The sequence below is a fragment of the Planctomycetota bacterium genome (assembly GCA_018242585.1).
Lineage (GTDB): Bacteria > Planctomycetota > Planctomycetia > Pirellulales > PNKZ01 > JAFEBQ01.
On the sequence record JAFEBQ010000015.1, the window covers coordinates 106,398 to 126,414 of the forward strand.

Annotated in this window: 15 protein-coding genes; 7 read left to right on the plus strand and 8 right to left on the minus strand. The window is 64.3% G+C overall.

Annotated elements, in window-relative coordinates:
* Positions 1-6: 6 nt before the first annotated feature.
* Genes JSS27_08375 through ilvB form a run of 3 tightly spaced genes read right to left on the minus strand, consistent with a single transcriptional unit; the run spans position 7 to position 5,713 of the window.
* The gene (locus JSS27_08375; GenBank protein ID MBS0208953.1) at positions 7-1,932 is read right to left on the minus strand and encodes a tetratricopeptide repeat protein; all 1,926 of its coding nucleotides are present in this window, start codon (positions 1,930-1,932) and stop codon (positions 7-9) included.
* Positions 1,917-3,851, minus strand: a complete 1,935-nt coding sequence (locus JSS27_08380; GenBank protein MBS0208954.1) for a tetratricopeptide repeat protein — start codon at positions 3,849-3,851, stop codon at positions 1,917-1,919. Before JSS27_08380 ends, JSS27_08375 begins: the two co-directional genes overlap by 16 nt.
* 20 nt (positions 3,852-3,871) lie before the next feature.
* Complete coding sequence (gene ilvB, locus JSS27_08385; GenBank protein ID MBS0208955.1) at positions 3,872-5,713, minus strand: biosynthetic-type acetolactate synthase large subunit; 1,842 nt, start codon at positions 5,711-5,713, stop codon at positions 3,872-3,874.
* A 468-nt stretch (positions 5,714-6,181) separates the two neighbouring features.
* Here ilvB and JSS27_08390 point away from each other — a divergent pair, with 468 nt between their 5' ends.
* The 7 genes from JSS27_08390 (at position 6,182) to JSS27_08420 (ending at position 14,777) form a co-directional block, all read left to right on the plus strand.
* The gene (locus JSS27_08390) at positions 6,182-7,294 is read left to right on the plus strand and encodes a glycosyltransferase family 2 protein (GenBank protein ID MBS0208956.1); all 1,113 of its coding nucleotides are present in this window, start codon (positions 6,182-6,184) and stop codon (positions 7,292-7,294) included.
* Positions 7,295-7,921: 627 nt separating this feature from the next.
* The gene (locus tag JSS27_08395) at positions 7,922-9,016 is read left to right on the plus strand and encodes an isocitrate/isopropylmalate dehydrogenase family protein (protein ID MBS0208957.1); all 1,095 of its coding nucleotides are present in this window, start codon (positions 7,922-7,924) and stop codon (positions 9,014-9,016) included.
* Between the two features lie 20 nt (positions 9,017-9,036).
* The gene (gene lpxK / locus JSS27_08400; GenBank protein ID MBS0208958.1) at positions 9,037-10,110 is read left to right on the plus strand and encodes a tetraacyldisaccharide 4'-kinase; all 1,074 of its coding nucleotides are present in this window, start codon (positions 9,037-9,039) and stop codon (positions 10,108-10,110) included.
* Between the two features lie 188 nt (positions 10,111-10,298).
* Complete coding sequence (locus tag JSS27_08405) at positions 10,299-11,693, plus strand: bifunctional heptose 7-phosphate kinase/heptose 1-phosphate adenyltransferase (protein ID MBS0208959.1); 1,395 nt, start codon at positions 10,299-10,301, stop codon at positions 11,691-11,693.
* A 27-nt stretch (positions 11,694-11,720) separates the two neighbouring features.
* The gene (gene waaF / locus JSS27_08410) at positions 11,721-12,770 is read left to right on the plus strand and encodes a lipopolysaccharide heptosyltransferase II (GenBank protein ID MBS0208960.1); all 1,050 of its coding nucleotides are present in this window, start codon (positions 11,721-11,723) and stop codon (positions 12,768-12,770) included.
* Positions 12,760-13,623: a hypothetical protein gene (locus tag JSS27_08415; protein ID MBS0208961.1), complete on the plus strand. Its 864-nt coding sequence runs from the start codon at positions 12,760-12,762 to the stop codon at positions 13,621-13,623. The genes waaF and JSS27_08415 overlap by 11 nt, the downstream gene beginning before the upstream one ends.
* Entirely contained in the window at positions 13,620-14,777 is a 1,158-nt protein-coding gene (locus JSS27_08420; protein ID MBS0208962.1) for a glycosyltransferase family 4 protein, read from the plus strand. The genes JSS27_08415 and JSS27_08420 overlap by 4 nt, the downstream gene beginning before the upstream one ends.
* A gap of 12 nt (positions 14,778-14,789) precedes the next feature.
* On the opposite strand, the gene JSS27_08425 is transcribed toward JSS27_08420, so the two are convergent.
* From JSS27_08425 to JSS27_08445, 5 genes are all read right to left on the minus strand, one after another.
* Positions 14,790-15,059 carry a hypothetical protein gene (locus JSS27_08425; GenBank protein MBS0208963.1) on the minus strand — a complete coding sequence of 90 codons (270 nt, stop codon included), beginning with the start codon at positions 15,057-15,059 and terminating at the stop codon, positions 14,790-14,792.
* Positions 15,060-15,204: 145 nt separating this feature from the next.
* Complete coding sequence (gene cysC / locus JSS27_08430; GenBank protein ID MBS0208964.1) at positions 15,205-15,873, minus strand: adenylyl-sulfate kinase; 669 nt, start codon at positions 15,871-15,873, stop codon at positions 15,205-15,207.
* A gap of 3 nt (positions 15,874-15,876) precedes the next feature.
* Complete coding sequence (locus JSS27_08435) at positions 15,877-16,959, minus strand: acyl-CoA/acyl-ACP dehydrogenase (protein MBS0208965.1); 1,083 nt, start codon at positions 16,957-16,959, stop codon at positions 15,877-15,879.
* Positions 16,960-16,981: 22 nt separating this feature from the next.
* The gene (locus tag JSS27_08440; protein MBS0208966.1) at positions 16,982-18,352 is read right to left on the minus strand and encodes an adenylosuccinate lyase; all 1,371 of its coding nucleotides are present in this window, start codon (positions 18,350-18,352) and stop codon (positions 16,982-16,984) included.
* A 192-nt stretch (positions 18,353-18,544) separates the two neighbouring features.
* The gene (locus JSS27_08445; GenBank protein MBS0208967.1) at positions 18,545-19,972 is read right to left on the minus strand and encodes an HD domain-containing protein; all 1,428 of its coding nucleotides are present in this window, start codon (positions 19,970-19,972) and stop codon (positions 18,545-18,547) included.
* Positions 19,973-20,017 lie beyond the last annotated feature (45 nt).

The window sequence follows — 20,017 nt, forward strand, 5'->3', positions numbered from 1 at the left end:
GGCTCGTCACTTTGCCTCGCGCAAACGAGCAATCGCGGCGTCGATCGCTGCACGTTGAGGCGAGTCGTTCGGCAGTTGGTCGCGGCGCTTTTCAAGCATAGCAGTCGCCGCGTTGCGGTTTCCCTGGCGCGTCATCACTTCGGCCAGGTTAACGAGGATGCCGGTGTTTTCCGGCTGAGCGGTTAATGCCGCGCGGAAGTCTTGCGCGGCCGCGAGGGTGTGACCCAGCGTCAGTTCGACCGCGCCACGATCGTTGAGCAGTTCGGGCGTTGGATTTCCCTCGGCCACGGCGCGGTTCAGCGCGTCGAGCGCCGCCGCCAGTTGACCGACGGCCGCTCGCGAGCGCCCCAAGAGGTGCAACGCCCGAACGTCGTGCGGCGACGCCTTCACGGCGCGGGCCAGATCGGTGACCGCTTCGGGCCAGCGTTCGAGTCGCGTCAGCGCCTCGCCCCGGTTGATATACAGCAGCGGATGTTCCACGCCCGCCGCCACGGCACGGTCGAACCAGGCGAGCGCTTCGGCCGGCCGGTTCCGGCGCAGCTCGATGCCCCCCAGGTTGTTCATCGCCCGGGTGTGCCGTGGATTCAGCTTCAGTGAACGCAGGTAGAACTGTTCGGCGTCGTCCCAGTCGCCGAGCCGATCTTCGTGCAAACCCAGGTTGAACAGCGCCGCGTCGGTCTGGCGGCCAACGGCGAGTGCGTGGGTAAATAGTGTGTGCGAATCTTGCCAGACCGGCACCTGGGCTCGCGTGAGCCAGATGCAGCCGGCCGATAACGCGACCAGCAATGTTGTGTTGATGCCGTTGCGCATCGCGGCCGATGCAAGCCAGCGCGGCAGCCAATCGTTCCAGGTCCAGACCACCGCGACCAACAGGCCAATCATCGGTAGGTACATATATCGATCGGCGTGGGCCTGTTCGCCGACTTGCACCAGTCCGATCACCGGAAGCAACGTAACCAAGTACCAGCCCCAGCCCATCCACGCGGCAGGAAGAGCACGTCGCTTGAAGCACAACACGAGCGTGAATGTCGCCACGACCGCCAGCGATGCAAGCCCTTGCCAGAGCCAGGTTGCATCGAGCGCGAACGACTCGTCGCCACCACCGGGCAGGGGGTACATGCACGACAGTTCGCGCGGCCATAGAAACTGCCACAGATAAATGCCGTAAGACCGGGCGGCATTGACCGCGCGCAAGTTCCAGGGAACCAGTTCGGCGGTCTGAACCGCGCCAAAGCGCGCCTGGGCCAGCAGCGTCATCACCGCCGCGGCAATCGCCAGGGCAAGCAACAAACACTTGCCGCGCAGCGCTGTTCGCAAATTAGATGCGTGCCGGAACGGCCACCAGTCAACGAGCATCAAGGCGACGGGCAGCGTCACCGCCATCGGCTTGGCCAACAGCGCCAGCGCGCAGCAAATCGCCACAAGCGCATCGCGGAACATCCCGCCGTGCGAAGCGTAACCCAGCCAGGCGTGCATCGTCAGCAGCCAAAACAACGCGCAGAGCAGATTCTTGCGCTCGGACACCCAAGCCACGCTCTCGACGTGCAGGGGATGAACCGCGAACAGCAAGGCCACGGCCAAGGCCCGCCAGGTCTGGCCGGTGGCGCGGTGCCAGAAGCTGAACAGCAGCCAGCAAACGACGAAGTGCAGGAGCGCGTTCTCGACGTGCGGCCCACGCGGCTCCAAGCCGAACAGCGAGCAGTCCAATTGGTGCGAAAGGGTCGTCAGCGGATGCCAGTTGCCGACGTGGGTGGCGGTGAAGGCCCAGCGCGCGTTGGCCAGCGACAGCCCCGTGCGTACTTGGGGACGTTCGGCGAGGTATTGGTCATCATCCCAATTGGTGAACCCGAGTTCGCCGACTTGGGCATAACAGGCCGCGACTGCCGCGAGCAACACCAGCAATGGGACAAAGCGCGTCAGGGGACACCCCATTGACGAAAGTAGGCGCGAATCACTTCGCTCTCGGGCGCATCGTCGCGCAACTGGGCCAGTGCTTTTCGCCAGACGGCTATCGCTTCGTCTCGCCGCTCTTGCCGCGCGAGCGAAAGGCCCAGGCTGCACTGCGCCTCGATGTCGTTCGGCTCGCGGCCCAGTACCTCGCGCCACAACGCCTCGGCCGCGGCCCAGCGTTCTTGGCTCTCATGCAAGTGCGCGAGCGTGCGATAGGGGACCAACGAATCGGGCTTGCCGGCGACGGCCTCTTCGAGTTGCTGTGTTCCTTCGGCCATGCGTCCCAGCGCGATTAGCAACAACGCAAAGTTGCCGCGAATGGTCGCCTGGCTCGGGTCGATTTCCAAGGCGCGGCGGTACTCGCCGATGGCGCCGGGGGAATTGCCGAGCGTTTGCAGGGCGTTGGCCAGATTGCCGTGCGCGTTGACGTACTGGTCGTCCAGCTTCAGGGCGGCGCGGTATTCGATCTCGGCCTCGGCCCAGCGGCCGCGCTCGGCCAGCGACACGCCCAGCGCGTTATGCGCCAGCGCATAGTCCGGGTTGATCGCCAGGCACGCGCGTAATCGCTCGTCGGCCGCGGCAAAGTCCCGGCTACGCAACTCGGCCGCCCCCAGATTGTATTGCGCCGTGAAACTCCGCGGGTTCACTTCGAGCCCGTGATTGAATAACGCCGGGCTGTCGGTCCAGAAGGCGGCCTGTTCAAAGCTCAACAGCGCCAACACGCCCAGCCCCGCGCCGGCAATGGCCATCGCGAGGCCTCCACTGGCGCGCTTGAGCGCCGCCGCCAGCGCGAGCGCCACGCCAACCATCGGCAAGTACATGTACCGATCTGCGACCGTGGAGACTTCCTGGTAGACGAACGGAACCAGCCCCAGCACCGGCGCGAGGGCTACGATCAGCCAGCCCCACGCGACCAGCCAGGTTCGCCGCGACGCGGGCAGCAGCGCCACGAGCGTGACCAACACCGGCAGCAGCCAAGTGATGTAGGCCTGGCCCGCTTCGAGCACGTCCTGTGGACGCCGGCCGTAGTCAAAGCCCAACTCAACCGGCCAGACGAGCTTGGCCAAGTAGAACGCCAGCGCGTCACCGGCCACGAAAGGTCGCAAGAACAGCGAGGGAACAAACGTCAGCTCGTCATTTCCTTGCAGTCGCTTGGTCAGCAGCAGTGCCGCGACCGAGAGCGCCAGCCAAGGCGTCAGTGACTTCATGGCCCGCCGCCAGGGCAATTCGAGCCAGCCAACGGCCACGATCAATACGAGCACCGGCACGACGGCCGCGCTCGGCTTGGCCAGCAAGCTGGTGACAAAAAGCAGTGTCGCCAGCAAGTAGCGATCCCAGCGCCAAGCCGTGGCGGTTGGCGCCGATGAATTCACTGCCGTGGACCACACTGACAAGTACACGTTGATCGCGGCCAGCGCCAATGCGGCACTCAACAACCCGCGCTGCTCGCTGACCCAGGCGACCGATTCGGCCTGCAAAGGATGAACGGCGAACAGCAACACGCCGAACAAGGCGCTGATCTCATCGCGCACCAACGAGCGAATTAGCCGCCACGCCAGCAGCGTACAAGCCAGGTGCAGCAGCACGCTGACGGCGTGAAACAGCGCCGGCGAAAGCTGACGCGGCCCCAGAAAAAGCTGCGACACCCAGGCTTGCAAGGCGAACCAGGTGTAGCTGAGCGGAATGTAAAGATGGTCGTACGGCGTCGACCAGACTTGTGACAGACCCGACCAACTGGCCGGATTGATCGCGCGATTCTCGACAAGGTGCCGCTGGTCGTCCCAATCGACAAAGTCAAAAGTGACCGCGCGTCCGTACACGACCGCCACGGCCAACACGAGCAGGCCGATCGACTGGGCGGCATGCAGCCACGTGCGGCGGGTCACAACGCGAGAAGTCACGGCGCGAGTGCTCGCGGCGGTTATTCCTTGATCAGGTCTTGCACGGTCTTGCCCGTCGGAATCATCGGCAGCACGTGCTCCTGATACGGCACTTCGACATCGAGCACGTATGGCCCGTCGTAGTCGATCATTTCTTGCAAGGCTTCGGTCAGTTCCGACTTGAGCCGGATCGAGCGGCCGCCGCAGCCATAGCCCTTGGCGATGGCCACAAAGTCGGGAAAGCGGCGCTTCGGCCCCAGCCCGTCGCCCTGGCCGGTGGCCTCGGGATCGTCGATCGGACCCAGGTAGGTGTGAGCGCGGTTCGACTGGTGGAAGCGGTCCTCCCACTGCACGACCATGCCCAAGTGCTGGTTGTTCAGCAGCAACACCTTGACTGGCACCTTCTCGCAGAAGCAGGTGGCCAGTTCCTGGATGTTCATCTGGAAGCTGCCGTCGCCGTCGATGTCGACGACCAGCTTGTCGGGGTGGGCGATTTTGGCGCCCACGGCCGCCGGCAGCCCAAAGCCCATCGTCCCCAGACCCGAACTGCTGAGGAACGTGCGCGGATTGCGGAACTTGTAGAACTGGGCAGTCCACATCTGGTGTTGGCCCACGCCCACGCTGATGATCGTGTCGCGATTCTGCGTCAGCCGCGACAGCTCGCTAATCGCGCTCTGCGACGTGATACCCGCGAAGTTCGTGTCGTACTTGAACGGGTCCGACTTCTTCCAAGCGGCAATTTGGTCGTACCAGGGCTGCAAGTCGGCGGTCGGCCGCTCGACAATCTTGTTCAGCTCGGTCAGCGCGTATTTCACGTCGCTGGCAATTGGGATGTGCGCTTCCTTGTTCTTGTTCAATTCGGACGGGTCGATGTCGATATGAACGATGAACCCGTGCTTGGCGAACTCGGCCACCTTGCCAGTCACGCGGTCGTCGAATCGCACGCCCAGCGCCACCAGCAAGTCGGCCTGGTCGACGGCCATGTTGGCGTAGACGCTGCCGTGCATGCCCAGCATGTCGAGCGACAACGGATCTTCGTTCGGGAACGCACCCAGCCCCATCACGGTCATCGTGACCGGAATGCCGGTCTTCTTGACCAGGGTCCGCAGTTCTTGGGCCGCGTCTGAAGAGATAATGCCGCCGCCGGCGTAAATTACCGGCCGCTTGGCGCGCTTGATGGCCGCCACGACCTGGGCCAGTTGCTCGGGCGGCGCCTTGCGCGTTGGCTTGTAGCCCGGCAGGTTCATCGGGGCGTCATAGTCGGGAACGCAGTGAGCTTGTTGCACGTCCTTGGGCATATCGATCAGCACCGGGCCCGGGCGACCCGTGGTGGCGATGTGGAACGCTTCGCGCATCACGCGCGTGATGTCGTTCACATCGGTCACCAGGTAGTGATGCTTGGTGATCCCGCGACAGACTTCGACAATGGGCGTTTCTTGGAAGGCATCGGTGCCGATCACGCGGGTGGGAACCTGCCCCGTAATGGCGATCAGGGGAATGCTGTCCAGTTTGGCGTCGGCAATGCAGGTAACCAGGTTGGTGGCGCCGGGGCCGCTGGTGGCCATGCAGACGCTGGGCAGACCTGTCGACCGCGAATAGCCTTGCGCGCCAAAGCCGCAACCTTGTTCGTGGCGGGGCAATACGGTGCGGAGTTGGTCCTTGAACCGGGTCAGTGACTGGTGCAAGGGCATGCTCGCGCCGCCGGGATAGGCGAACATCACCTTGACGCCTTGATTGATCAGGCACTGCACGGCAATGTCGGCGCCGCTGACCAGTTGATTGCTGACGTTGGGCTTGGCTGCTGTGGCCACGGATGGAAACCTGCTTTGAAGGGATCGTTGCGTCGAAAAGAGCCCGAGCGGTTGCACTCGGGACAAGATCATTAGCCTAGGGGAGACGGGGCCAGTTTGCAAGGTAAAGCGTGGCCATTTATCGCCTTGCGCTACGCTGTAAGCCATTGCCTTGACGGCAGAACCGGCATCGTCGTTACCGCCCGCAACATTCGACCCGTGGGGCCGTCCGTCGCTGCTTTACGGGCGACACCCGGGCAGCCATACGAGGGGCGTCGGGGCGGCAAGGTTCGCGCCCCTTCGTCCAGTCTGGTGTTGCTGTGACGCAACGTGTGGCGATTTGGCAACGGCCAGCCTGCGGCAAAGCGTTTGCGCTCTTGGCCGAGCGGTAGCTGCTAAGTCAAGACGGAGTAGGAGGCTAAGCTCGGTGGCTCGCCCCTCCCTGAAAGTCGTTCCTCGACTCTGCAACCGGTGGCACGTGGTTCGCACTTGATCTTTGCCAATCATTGCGCAAGGGGCGCCAATGAGCATGGCCTGCTTTCTCGAAGGGAACCGCGAACGATGAGTGACAATCTCGCGATTGGCGCCGGGCCGGGCGTGCCGAACCTGGTCAGCGTGGTCATTCCCACCTACAACCGCGCCGATTTGCTGGGCCGCGCCATTCAAAGCGTGCTGGACCAGACACACACCGAGGTCGAAGCCTTGGTCGTTGACGACGGTTCGACCGACCATACTCGCGAAGTCGTCGCCAGGTTTACTGACCCGCGCGTCCGATATTTCCATCAAGCAAACGCTGGTGTTTCGGCGGCCCGGAATACGGGGCTGTTGGCTGCCCGTGGCGAGTTCATCGCCCTGCTCGATTCCGACGATGCCTGGCTGCCGTGGAAACTGAGGGCCCAGGTCGCGTTCCTGCGTCGCTTTCCCGAAGCGGGCAACGTGTGGACCGAGATGTCGGCCATCGACGAGACCGGCACGATCGTCGCACCACGTTACTTGCGCACGTATTACAACGCCTATACGTTTGTCACCACCGACGAAGTCTTTGCCAAGCAGAATGTCGGCGCTGTCGGCCGTGACTTTCCCGAAGTGCCGGCCGAGTATGCCGACGAGCGGTATTACGTGGGCAATATCTTCCGATACATGATTCTGGGAAACCTGATCCATACGTCGACCGTGTTGATGCGGCGCGAGCGGTTGCGACAGGTGGGCGGCTTTGATGTCACCTTGCCCGTCACCGGCGAAGATTATGACTTCCACCTGCGGACGACCTCGTTTGGTCCGGTCGGTTACATGAACGTGCCGAGCATTCTCTACCGGATCGGTTCGACCGATCAACTTTCGTCGGCCGCCAACCAATTGCACATTGCCCGGAACAATCTGCTGACGCTCGAGCGCGGCCTGGCCCGCGCCGGCGACCGTAGCGACCTGCCACGCCGGCTGATCAATCGCCGGTTCGCCGAATCGCACAGTTGGATCGGCCGCGAAGAGTTGCGGGCCGGCGACCGGCAGGCGGCGCGACGTCACCTGGGGGCCAGCTTGCGGTACAAGCCGTTGCAGCCGGCCACTGCGGCGCAGTTTGCACTGAGTATTCTGCCCAGCGACCTCACGCGCGCGGCCTACGGCGTCTGGCATGGGCTGAAAGCCCTGCGGCAACCGCGCCCCGTAAATGCGTAATCCCTGGGTTGCCGGCAACAATGGGGTAGCCGCGACAACTCGGTTGTCGGGGCTGCGCGGCAGCAAGAGGGACCGAGCGCCGGAGTCAATCGCGTTTGCCTGAATGACACCGGAGAGCGTTGCAGACCGTTCCCGCACCCTCTTGTCGCTGGCGCGACACCGACAACAAGTTGTCGGTGCTACCCGAGTCGAACCCACTGGATGCCGACTTCCTGCCTCCGACGTCGTGTCCGTCGTGCCGTCGTGGTCGATTTTGTCTTCTCTGCTGGCTCAAGGCGAGGGGCTGCGCAGCAGCAAGAGGGATCGAGCGCCGGAGTCAATCGCGTTTGCCTGAATGACACCGGAGAGCGTTGCAGACCGTTCCCGCACCCTCTTGTCGCTGACGCGACACCGACAACAAGTTGTCGGTGCTACCCGAGTCGAACCCACTGGATGCCAACTTCCTGCCTCCTACGTCGTGTCCGTCGTGCCGTCGTGGTCGATTTTGCCTTCTCTGCTGGCTCAAGGCGAGCGACAAACCCTGCCGTTTCCCGCTCGTTTGACGCTCCCCGGGGCATCTGATAATTTTGTCCCAGACGACTAACCGCCACCCAGCTTGCCCTGTTTCAACCGAAGGTTACCACGCTCATGGCCTACGAAGTTACTCTGATCACCGGGGACGGCACCGGACCTGAACTTGCCGAGGCCGCTCGCCGCTGTGTCGACGCCACGGGTGTGAAGATCAACTGGGACGTGCAAGAGGCCGGCGTCGACGTGATGGCCCGCACCGGCACGCCGCTTCCCGATGCGGTGCTGGAAAGCATCAAGCGGACTCGCTGTGCGCTCAAGGCCCCGATCACCACGCCGGTCGGCACGGGCTTTCGCAGCATCAACGTCCACTTGCGTCAGGCGTTCGGACTGTACGCCTGCATTCGCCCCTGCAAGATCTACAAGGGAGTCCGCTCCTACTTCAGCCATATTCCGGTCGACCTGGTGATCGTGCGCGAGAACACCGAAGACTTGTACGCCGGCACCGAGTTCGAACGCGGCAAGCCCGAGACCGCCGAGCTGATCAAGTTCATCAACGAACATTCCAAGAGCGGCAAGGTCAAGACCAGCGCCGCCGAGACCGGCATCAGCATCAAGCCAATCAGCGTGTCGGGCAGCGAGCGGATCTTCCGCTGTGGCTTCGATTACGCCCGGGCCAACGGTCGCAAGAAAGTGACTGCGGTCCACAAGGCGAACATCATGAAGTTCTCCGACGGGTTGTTCCTGGAAGTGGCCCGCAACGTGGCCAAGGAATACCCGGACATCGAGTTCGAAGACCGGATCGTCGACAACATGTGCATGCAGCTCGTCCAGAAGCCCGAGTTGTACGATGTGCTGGTGTTGCCGAACCTGTATGGTGACGTGCTCAGCGACCTGGCCGCCGGCCTGGTCGGTGGCTTGGGCGTGGCGCCGGGCGCGAACATCGGCCCCGAAGGCGCGGTGTTCGAGGCCACCCACGGCAGCGCTCCCAAGTACAAGGGGCAGAACAAGGTCAACCCGACGGCGTTGATTCTGTCGGGCATGCTAATGCTCAAGCACCTCAAGGAAGAAAAAGCGTCCCAGCGGCTCGAAAAGGCCGTGGCCGACGTGATCGCCGAAGGGAAGCGAGTCACCTACGATCTGAAGGCCGACCGGAACGATCCGACCGCCGTCGGCACGCGCGAAATGGCCGACGCCATCATCGCCAAGCTCTAAACCGTCGCGCGGGCGAACCCATGGCCGATCTAGCGCAGCGCTGGCGCGATTTGGTCTCGGGGCGCTCGTCGGGACTCAGGGCATCGCTCGGCCGCGCGGCATTGTGCCTGGCCGAAGTTCCCTACTCGTGCGCCATGCGGCTGCGCAACTGGCGCTATGACTCCGGCCGCGCCGAGATCAAGCATGTCGATGCGCCGGTGATCTGTGTGGGCAATCTGACGATGGGAGGCACCGGCAAGACGCCGATGGTCTCGTGGCTGGCTCAGCATTTGCGCGACCGCGGTTTGCGCGTGGCGATTGTCAGCCGGGGTTATGGGGCCGAAGCCGGCGCGCGCAACGACGAGGCGCTCGAACTCGAACAGCGCTTACCCGACGTGCCCCATCTGCAAAACCCCAATCGGCACGAGGCGGCGCAAACCGCCGTCGAGGAGTTCGCCGCCGAGGTGGTGGTGTTGGACGACGGCTTTCAACACCGCCGATTGGCGCGAGACTTTGACCTGGTGCTGCTCGACGCCGCCGATCCGACCGGGCTGGGGCATGTCTTTCCGCGGGGGATGTTGCGCGAGCCGTTCTCGGGCATTGTCCGGGCCGACGCGGTCGTCCTCTCGCGCGCCGACATGCTGCCCATGGCCGAGCGCGCGACGCTACACTCACAAGTCTCAAAGATTTCCCCCGACGCAGTCTGGGCCGAGGCCGTTCATCGTCCCCAGCGCTTGCTCGCGTCAAGCGGCGCGGCACAACCGCTGGGGCACCTGGCGGGTAAGCGCGTCGCGGCGTTTTGTGGCATCGGCAACCCGGCTGGCTTTCGCCACTCGCTCGAACAATGCGGCTATCAAGTTGCCGAGTTGATGACGTTCACCGACCATCACGCCTACTCGCGAGGCGATGTCGAAGAGTTGACCGCTTGGGCACGCACGAATTCCGCCGACGCGGTGGTTTGCACACACAAGGATCTGGTCAAAATCGGCGTCGATCAACTCGGCGGCGTGCCGCTGTGGGCCTTAGCGATCGGGCTCGAGTTCACGGCCGGGCAGGGTGATTTGATCGCGGCCATCGACGCCGTCCTGCCGGTCGACCGGAATTCGCTCGCCTGACAGCACGTTAAATTCACGGCATTCATGGGTTGCAGTTCCGCTAGCAACCATTCGCTATTGGTCGTGCGGGGCCAGCGAGTTATCTTCCCCGGGCGTGCGCAACGCGCGCCGCTAGCATTGTGCTTTGGCGACGCGCGAACCCTGCGCGCCTGGCGACTAATTCCTTTGTCCACGACCTCATCCGACCAATGAGCACTAGCGACTTGTTGACGTGTCTCGAACGATTGGGCCAGCCCCGCGTGCTGGTCCTGGGGGACTTCATCCTCGATCGCTACACCTGGGGTGACGCCGAACGCGTCAGTCAGGAAGCGCCGGTCATTTTGCTGCGCGCCGATCATCGCGAAGCCCGACTTGGCGGGGCTGGCAACGTGGCCGCCATGTTGCGCGGACTCGACGCCCAGGTCACCTGCGCCGGCATCGTCGGCGACGATCTCGACGGCCGTCAGGTCCGCGAGCTGCTGACGTCGTGCGGCGCCAATGCCGACTTGCTGCTGGCCGACGCGACTCGGCCGACCACCGTGAAAGAGCGCTTCATCGGCCGTGCTCAGGGCCGACACCCGCACCAGATCCTGCGCGTCGACAGCGAAGTGCGCGCCCCGATCGGCGCGGCCTTGGAGGCTCAATTCGCCCAGCGGTTGGCGACGCTGATCGGTCAGCACGACGTGGTGCTGATCTCGGACTACGACAAGGGCGTCTGCACGCCGGCGCTATTGCGCAAGGTGATCGACCGCTGCCGCGAACTCGACGTGCCGGTGCTCGTCGACCCGATCCGCGGCCACGACTATTCTCGCTATCGCGGCGCGACCAGCATGACGCCCAACCGAACTGAAGCCGGCCAGGCGACGGGCCTGACCATTGATTCCAGGACGGCAGCCCTCGAAGCGGCCGAGCGCTTGAAAACTTCGCTCGGCCTCGACTTTTCCATCGTCACGCTCGACCGGGACGGCATGGCCCTGGTCGACCGCGGTGGCGATGGGGAAATCTATCCCACGAAGCCGCGGGCCGTTTACGACATTACCGGCGCTGGGGATATGGTGCTGGCGATGATCGGCGTCTGCGTGGCCGCTGGTCTGGCGCCGGCCGACTGTGTGCGACTGGGGAACGTGGCCGGCGGGCTGGAAGTCGAAAAGGTCGGCGTGGCGGTGATTCCCCGTGCCGAAATCCGCACCCGCTTGCTGGCCGATCGGCCGTTGCAACTCGGTAAAGTCGTCGAGCCGGACGCGCTGCTGGCCCTGGCCACGGCGCATCGCGCCTCGGGCGAGCGAATCGCCCTGGTGCGCGGCACGTTCGCGACGTTCGATCTGGCTCAGGTGCGCGCGCTCGAAGCGGCCGCCAGTTCCGCCGACGTGCTGGTCGTGGCGGTCGATGGCTCGAGCGCCGGTGGTAACGCGACGATCTCAATGCTTGGCGCTGCGGCGGACGAGCGGGCGAGTCTGCTCGCGGCCTTGGCCTGTGTCCGCTATGTCGTGTCGCTCCCTGCCGGCGTTGAACAGCAATTCCTCAGTCAGTTGCAGCCCGACGTGCTGGCCTCGTCGAGCGAATCGTCCTCCGCGCGGCACACGCCCGGCCGCAAAGCCGCTTGATTGGAACGCCGAGGGCCAAGTGCCGCGATGAACGTCGGAATCTTCTTGCCAAATTGGGTCGGTGATGTGGTGATGGCCACGCCGACGTTGCGCGCGCTGAGTCGCCGGTTTGGCGACGACCGGCTGATTGGCGTCATGCGGCCCCACGTGGCCGACGTGCTGGCCGGCACGCGCTGGCTCGACTCGGTAATTCACTACGACCCGCGCAGCTGCGATCCGCACGTCAAGGACTTCAACGTACTGGTCCAGCTGCGCCAAGCTCGGCTCGATGCCGTGGTGCTGATGACCAATTCGTGGCGGACGGCGCTGCTGGGCTGGCTGAGCGGCGCTAAACAGCGCGTGGGCTACGGCCGCGAGGGGCGGAGCTGGCTGCTGACCCATCCGCTGCGGCCCACGATGCATGGCCGCAAGTACGTGCCGGGCCCGGTGCTCGATTATTACCTGGAACTGGCCTACGCGCTAGGTTGCGAGCGTGAATCGCCCGTGATGGAACTGGCGACGCGCGGCGTCGACGAGTTCCAGGTCGACGCCCTGTGGCGCAAGCACGCCCTGGTCGGTCAACGTGTAGTGACGTTGAATTCCAGCGGCGCGTTCGGCGCGGCCAAGCTGTGGCCGACGGAATACTTCGCCGAATTGGCGCGGCGGATCGTCCTGCAGCTTGATCGTTCCGTGTTGGTGCTGTGCGGCCCGAGTGAGCGGGCGATCGCCGCGCAAATCGTGGCCGGCGCGAATCACCCCCGGGTGGTCAGCCTGGCCAACGAGGACATCGGCCTCGGGCTCAGCAAGGCTTGCGTGCGGCGCAGCGAGTTGCTGGTCACTACCGATAGCGGGCCGCGACATTTCGCCGGGGCGTTCGGCGTGCCGGTGGTGACACTCTTCGGGCCGACCGACCAGGCGTGGAGCGACAACCACTTTCCTCACGCGACAAACTTGCAATTGCGGCTTGATTGCTCGCCGTGCCAACAACGCGTCTGCCCGCTGGGTCATCATCGCTGCATGCGCGATTTGACCGTGGAGCAGGTTTACCGGGCCGTGGCGGCGCACCTGGGCGGAGGAGAACAGGTCCATGCCGCTTGAACCCTGTCAGGTTGTCGACGCCGCCGGAGGACAATTGTGGGTCGATCCGCAATTCGCCGCGGCGCTCAACCGCGCCGGGCTCGCGACGTTCGCCGACTACCTGACCACGGAGCAAGGTTCGCTGTTTCGCAAGATTGCGAACCGCGAGAGTCGCCGGCTGGAACTAGTGCTTGACGATGGCCGGCGCGTCGGCGCTTGGCTCAAGCGGCATCGGTGTCCGGCGAGCGCGTGGCGCTGGTGGCCGTTTGGCCGCGATGAACAAGCCGACGCCAGTGACGGCCGGCGCGAGGCGCTGAATGCCGAGCGCTTGGCCGCGGCGGGGATCGCGGCACTGCGGGCGATTGCCTGTGGCGAACGGCAATTGCCCGACGGCGGTTGCGAGTCGTTTGTCTTGACCGAGGAGCTGACCGGTTACACGCAACTCGACCATTTTCTCGATCAGCGGTTTGCAACCCTGACCGAGCGCGGCACGCGGCGCGATGCCGACCTGGACCGGCTGCTCGATCAGGTTGCCGATCTGGCCCGGCGGTTCCACCAGGCCGGTTTCAATCATCGCGACTTTTACTGTTGCCACTTTTTCGTGGCGGAGCCGACGCCGGGGCAATTTGACGTCACGCTGATCGATCTGCAGCGCGTCGAACATCGCACGCGCGGCCGTCGCCGCTGGCTGCTCAAAGACCTGGGGCAATTGTCCTACTCGGCCGCGCGCGAGCGGATTAGCAATACGCAACGACTACGGTTCTTGCGCCGCTACTTGCAAAGCGACAAGCTCGGCGTGGCCCAGCAGCGATTCGCCCGGCTGGTGCTGTTGAAACACGCCCAGCTCGAAAACCGGCACGGGGTACACGCATGAGAATTGGCTTGGTGATCGAACATTTTGATCCGCGGCGCGGCGGCGCGGAAATGTGGACGTGCCAGTTCGCGCGGCGACTCGCTCGACTGGGGCACGAGGTCCACGCCATCGCGCGGGACATCGCCCCGTCGATGCAGGACGCCGGCTTGATCTTCGAGCCCGTGCGGGCCGGCTCGTCGCGCGTCGAGTTCGCCACGGCGGCCGAAGCCGTCGCTCGTCGGCTGAACTTGGACGTTGTTCACGATAACGGCGACGGCTGGTACGGCGACTTGTTGTTGCCGCACGCGGGCATTCGCGAGGCGATGTTCGAGCAGCAATTGTTGATCGAGCCGCGCTGGCTGCGGCCGTTCAAGCGCCTGGCCGCGCGCTGGCTGCCGCGCTATCGCGAGTTCAAGCAGGTGGGGGACCGGCAATACGGCGACCCGCGGCGGATTTACCTGGCCATCTCGCAAATGCTGGCCACGAACATGCGGCAATATCACAATGTGCCGGCCAGTCAGATTCGACTGGTCTACAACGGCATCGACACGGCGCGCTTCGCGCCGGACCAGATCGCCGAACACCGCCAGTCGATGCGCGCCAAGCTGGACGTGCGCGACGGCGAGGTACTGCTGTTGATCGTGGCGATCAACTTTCGCCGTAAGGGAGTGCCGACTCTGTTGCGCGCGACGGCGCGACTGGCCCAGCAAGGCTTGCCAGTTCGAGCAGTCGTCGTCGGCGGCAAACGATTGGCTCCTTGGCAGCGTCAACTCGACCGACTGGGCATTGCCGAGCGTGTCACTCTGGTCGGGCACGTCGATGACCCACGGCCTTATTACGGTGCGGCCGACGCTTACGTGCTGCCGACGTTCTACGACCCGTGCAGTCTGGTGGTGCTCGAGGCGCTGGCCTGCGGGCTGCCCGTGGTGACCAGCCGCTTCAACGGCGCCGGCGAATTGATCACGCCAGGGCAAGAGGGGTACATCGTCGCCGACCCAGCGGACGATGCCGAGTTGGCCACAGCGTTGACACCGCTGTTCGATGCCGAGCATCGGGCATCGCTCGGCGCGGCGGCGCGCCAGTTGGCGCTCGATCACGCGCTGGAACGGAATTGCCGCGAGATACTGGCCGTGTACGACGAGATCGTCGCCCGGCGCGCGGTTCGTGCGGCGTGAACTTGGCGCTGCTTACCGGTTGCCGTGAACTTGCAGATCGTTGCTCAGCGCCAGGCCGTGAATGATGTCCATCGCGGCTTGCTGGGCGAGCTGTTTGCAGTAGAAGGTGCTGCAGTTCCCGGTGAGCCGGACTTCTTCACCGTCGACATCGACTCTCAGGTTGCGAATCTGCCGCCCGGTGCGGGCCAGGACGCAGAGCGTGATGCGACGCGCCAGGGCGTCATCGTCCAGTCCGTCGTCATCGAGAAACGACTCGTCGGCGCTCCACAGATGAGACTTCATGCGTTGATCCCTCAACTCGCGAAGAGGCGCCGGCATCGCTCACTTGCGCAATTTGGCAACTCGCGTCGCCGACACAATCCATTACTTCTCGCGCAATTAGAGCGGCAAATGTCGGCCTGTCAACATTTTCGGCACGCTTCATATGCTAGCTCTTCGCCGGCCCGATTGCTAGCTTTCCTGATTGACGAAGATAGTTGACGACCTGTTCGGCCAATTGCTCAGCCGGCGCTGTACCCCCGGCCAGGGTCAACTCGGGGCACTCAGGAGGCTCGTACGGGTCGTCGATTCCCGTCATTCCTTTCAATGTCCCGGCTCGGGCTTGCTTGTAAAGTCCCTTGGGATCGCGGGCTTCGCAGACCGCCAGCGGCGTGTCGACAAAGACTTCGATGAAGTCTCCTGGCGCGAGTAGCGCCCGGACCCGGTCCCGATCGCGGCGGTAAGGGCTGACAAACGCGGTCAATACGATCAGGCCCGCTTCGCAGAACAATTGGGCGACCGAGCCGATGCGGCGGATGTTTTCCTCGCGATCCTCGGCGGAAAAGCCCAGGCCAAAGCGGCGGGCAAACTCGCCGCCGTGCGTCGCCTCGAGCAGCTTGGGCGTCGCGTTCAGGCCGTGCCGCACGTTGTCGCCATCGAGCAGAAAAGTGTGCATGCCCGCACATGTCAACGCCACGTCGACCTGGTTGGCGACCGTGCTCTTGCCGCTGCCGCTCAGGCCCGTGAACCAGACCACGCAGCCCCGATGGCCATTCAATTGTTCGCGCTCGGCGCGGGTGACGCTGGTCGCGTGCCAGACCACTTTGGGATCGGTCATTGCTTATTCCAGTCCTGCCAGTTCGCACAACGTGGCGTTCAGCACCGGCTGCGGGCAGCTCCACACCAGGAAGAACAACGCCTCGCGGCACCAGCGCCCCGTCGGATGTCCCACAACATAGCCGGCCCCTTTGGCCGCGGCCAGCGCCGCCTGGGTCGAACGGAGGGCGATGCTGTTGGCGCGGCCGCGCAGGTCTTCCGAAGAACACGCCGGCTGCCCTTCGGCCACCGCCAGCACATCAGCGATAGTTTGCTCGCACTCGGCGGCTAGCGACTCGGCCGGCGCGCGCAGCTCGGTGCGGCCGCGCTCGGCTTCGGTCAGCATATACTCGGTCGCGGCGCGGCTCAGGCCGAGCGCGAGCGTCGACGTTTGCAGGCCGCCGGTTGATCCGCTGCCACGGGACATGACATTCTCGATCGGGCCGGCCAGGATCCATTCGGCCGGAACTTCGACGTTGTTTAGTCGCAGCGGCCCGGTGTGACTGGCCGACAGGGCGACCAACTGGGCCGGCGCTTCGGTTGATACGCCGGGCGCGTCGGTCGGCAGCGCCACGAGCAGTTGCCGGCCGTCGTCGAGCATCGCGCCAATTACCACGCAGTCGGCGGCATCGGCGCCGGTGACCCAGGGGCTGTAACCGTCGAGCAGGTAACCTGTGCCGCGCGCTGCGGCACGCAAGACGGGGCGCTGCAGATAACGACGGCTGGTGGTCAGGTGCGAAATGCCGACCGTGGCGAAGGCTTCGTCAGTCAGCAGCGGCGGCAGCCAGCGCGACTTGCTGGCGTCGTTTTCGCAGTCGGCGATCCGTCGGCACGCGCCAGTGCGCTGGGTAACGATAAACGTCGTGGTCAGACAGGCGGCGCTCAGACGCAAGTAGCCGCGAATGACGTCCGCCTCGCTCCAGCCACAGCCGCCGTACTCCTCGGGCAAGAACCAACGATAGACGCCCGCTTCGCCCAGCCAGGCCAGTTGCTGGGCCGGCCAAGCGCCGCTGGTGTCGAGCGCATCGGCCGCGCCGCGCAAGCGCTCGCACAGCGCATCGAGTGCCGGATCGTCAGGCGCGAGGATTTGTTTCAGCGACTCGTTCATGGCTTGGCCCGGACCAGAAAACCTAAACGCGCAGGTTCACGTCGGTGGCGCGCGAGCCTTGGCTGGCCACGATCGGCGTCACGACTTCGGCCAGGAACTCGTCGACTTGTTCCGGCGCGCGACCGACATACTTGGCCGGGTCGAGCACGTCGCTCAAATCGACGCCGGCCAATGCAGGATCGGCGGCAATGCGCGCCAACAAATCGTTCGCGCCCCCTTCTTGCTTGACAACCGCGCCGGCGGCCTGGCTGTGGCGGCGAATCTGCTCGTGCAGGGTCTGTCGATCGCCCCCCTGGGCAACCGCGGCCATCAAAATGTTCTCGGTTGCCATGAAGGGCAACTCGGCCGCCAACCGTTGACGAATCACGTGCGGATAGACCACCAGGTTCGACGCGACGTTTTGATAGATGATCAGAATCGCATCGATTGCCAGAAACGCTTGCGGCAACGTCAAGCGGCGGTTCGCGCTGTCGTCAAGCGTCCGTTCCATCCATTGCGTGGCCAGCGTGGCATGCCCGCTCGATTGCAAGCTGTGAACAAAGCGCGCCAGACCGCAAATGCGTTCGGCCCGCATCGGGTTCCGCTTGTAGGCCATGGCCGAGCTACCGATTTGATCCGCCTCGAACGGCTCTTCGACCTCTTTGAAGCTTTGCAACAGCCGGAGGTCGGTGCCAGTCTTGTGGGCTGAACCGGCGATGCCGGCCAACGTGTCGAGCACTTGCGCGTCGACCTTGCGTGAATAGGTCTGGCCGGTCACGGCGTAGCTGCTGTCGAATCCCATCTTCTGGCAAACGAGCCGGTCAAGCTGACGAACTTTGGCGTGATCGCCGCCGAACAGTTCCAGGAAGCTGGCCTGGGTGCCGGTGGTTCCCTTCACGCCGCGCGCCCGCAAGTTGTTGATGCGGAACTCGACGTCGGCCAGGTCTTGCACCAGGTCGTAGATCCACAGACAGGCCCGCTTGCCCACGGTGGTCGGCTGGGCCGGCTGCAAGTGCGTGTAGGCCAGGCAGGCCAGCGAACGATGCTTGCGGGCGAACTTGCCCAGCCGTTCGATCACGCCGATCAGTCGATCGCGCACCGTGCGCAACGCGTCGCGAATCAACAACAAGTCGGTGTTGTCGGTGACGTAGCAACTGGTGGCCCCCAGGTGAATGATCCGCCGCGCGTTCGGGCATTGATCGCCATAGGCGTGGACATGGGCCATCACGTCGTGGCGCAGCTTGCGCTCGTAGACCTCGGCGGCGGTGAAGTCGACGTTGTCGATGTTGGCGCGTAGCTCGGCGATCTCGGCCGCCGAGATTGGCAGCCCTAGTTCAGCTTCCGCTTCAGCCAGCGCGACCCACAACTTGCGCCAGGTGCGAAACTTGGTCCGCGGGCTCCACAACTCGGACATGGCGTCGGAAGCATAGCGGGCGATTAGTGGGTTGTCGTAGACGTCGTACAAGGTGTGCGCCTTCACAAGATTGAGACAGATACTCTAAGCACCAACGCCCAAGGCCCAATGTCCATTGGCGAACACTCCCATTTGGTCATTGGTCCTTGGGGTTTGGTCATTTGCAATCAACGTAAATAATGACTCGTAACGTCACATATTGGTTCGATCATCGATCACGCCCGAACCGGCCAACGCATCGAGCGCCGCGGCCAAGGGCGCGCGGTGCTCGGCCGTTTCGGCATACACGCGGCAAATGCGATAGCCCAGGGGCATCTGGCGGACCAACTCGCTGTCGTCCAGGGGCCGCACTTCATCGCGGGCCGGATCGTAGACAAAGTTCTGGCCCGCCGTGGGGCCGCGCGTGCCGGGCCGGTGCATGTGGCGGGGCACGTCAACGCGCAGCGGCAGTTCACGCAGCGCCGCCGGTAACTGGGCCCGCAGCGCTTGCTCGAAAAAGTCGGGGCGGCTGAAGATGCTGCCCGTCTCGGGCCGGGCCGGATCGAAAAACACGGTGCGCTCAGCGGCCAGCTTCCAGCGCAACTGCCGATTTAGCAATGCCTGCCAGCGATCTCCCAGTTCGCGTTGCCGCGGATCGTTCGACAAGGGCCAACGGGCCACGTCGACCAGCAACGAGTAATCGGTGAACCGGCGGTACTCTTCGAGCCGTTCGCGCGGATTGCCGGCGAACAAGTACTCGCGGCTGTCGGCGAACAGATCGGCCAACGTCAGATCGATCGAGCGCACGGTGCGGTGAAAGTAAAGGACGCGAAACAATTCGGCCCGCACGCTCAGGAAGCGGACCAAAGCCGGTAGCCCTCGGGCATGAATCGTCAGGCCCGAGGCGCTGAAGAAGCTGTAGCGCAGCAACCGGTCGAGATCGAAGGCGTGGGCCGCGTAGCCCGACATATAGGCGTCGCGGAGGACAAAGTCCATGTTGTCGACCGTGTACAGCCCGCTGAATAGGCTGCGCAAGAATCGGAGCCAGCGTGGCAAGTCGTCGCCGGCGGTCGGACGCACGATGAGCTGGCAGATTTGCTCGGGGTCGAGCGTCTCAGCCGCAGCCAGCGTGCCATTGGGCGTGCGGCGAATGCCGCGGAGCAGTGGCGCGAGCTCGCGACGGATGATCTCGCTTCCCAATGTCTCGTGCGTCAGGTCGTAATGTCGGAGCAGGTGCTCGTCGAGAAAATGGCCGAACGGGCCGTGGCCTACGTCGTGCAGCAGGGCCGCCATCCGCATCAGCGCTTCGACGTAGGCCTGGCTGGGAACGTCGGGACAGACTTCACGCAGCGAATCGTACAACGTGGCCACGGCGCGGCTGGCCAGATGCATGGCGCCGAGCACGTGCTGAAACCGACTGTGCTCGGCCGTAGGGAAAACCCAGAACGCGGTTTGCAGCTGGTGAATCTGACGCAGGCGTTGCAACCAAGGATGGTCGATCAACTGCCGCTCGGTCACCTCGACCATCGCACCGTGGTGCGCGGAATCAGGGCCCCGCGCGGCCACGTCGCCGCCGGTGGTGAACGGGATGTAGCCATGCACGGGATCGTGACAGAGAGCTTCGTGCTGGAAGTCGCGCATGGCAGAATGTGAAGCTGGGAAAACCTGACAGGCTGTTGTGTCAGT

Excerpts from the sequence above, each read along its gene's own strand:
- JSS27_08395 (MBS0208957.1), top strand. The coding sequence starts at position 7,922 with ATGGCCTACGAAGTTACTCTGATCACCGGGGACGGCACCGGACCTGAA.
- JSS27_08440 (MBS0208966.1), bottom strand. The coding sequence starts at position 18,352 with ATGTCCGAGTTGTGGAGCCCGCGGACCAAGTTTCGCACCTGGCGCAAG.
- JSS27_08375 (MBS0208953.1), bottom strand. The coding sequence starts at position 1,932 with ATGGGGTGTCCCCTGACGCGCTTTGTCCCATTGCTGGTGTTGCTCGCG.
- JSS27_08390 (MBS0208956.1), top strand. The coding sequence starts at position 6,182 with ATGAGTGACAATCTCGCGATTGGCGCCGGGCCGGGCGTGCCGAACCTG.
- JSS27_08405 (MBS0208959.1), top strand. The coding sequence starts at position 10,299 with ATGAGCACTAGCGACTTGTTGACGTGTCTCGAACGATTGGGCCAGCCC.
- JSS27_08425 (MBS0208963.1), bottom strand. The coding sequence starts at position 15,059 with ATGAAGTCTCATCTGTGGAGCGCCGACGAGTCGTTTCTCGATGACGAC.
- JSS27_08415 (MBS0208961.1), top strand. The coding sequence starts at position 12,760 with ATGCCGCTTGAACCCTGTCAGGTTGTCGACGCCGCCGGAGGACAATTG.
- JSS27_08445 (MBS0208967.1), bottom strand. The coding sequence starts at position 19,972 with ATGCGCGACTTCCAGCACGAAGCTCTCTGTCACGATCCCGTGCATGGC.
- waaF (MBS0208960.1), top strand. The coding sequence starts at position 11,721 with ATGAACGTCGGAATCTTCTTGCCAAATTGGGTCGGTGATGTGGTGATG.
- JSS27_08420 (MBS0208962.1), top strand. The coding sequence starts at position 13,620 with ATGAGAATTGGCTTGGTGATCGAACATTTTGATCCGCGGCGCGGCGGC.
- JSS27_08435 (MBS0208965.1), bottom strand. The coding sequence starts at position 16,959 with ATGAACGAGTCGCTGAAACAAATCCTCGCGCCTGACGATCCGGCACTC.
- ilvB (MBS0208955.1), bottom strand. The coding sequence starts at position 5,713 with ATGATCTTGTCCCGAGTGCAACCGCTCGGGCTCTTTTCGACGCAACGA.
- lpxK (MBS0208958.1), top strand. The coding sequence starts at position 9,037 with ATGGCCGATCTAGCGCAGCGCTGGCGCGATTTGGTCTCGGGGCGCTCG.
- cysC (MBS0208964.1), bottom strand. The coding sequence starts at position 15,873 with ATGACCGATCCCAAAGTGGTCTGGCACGCGACCAGCGTCACCCGCGCC.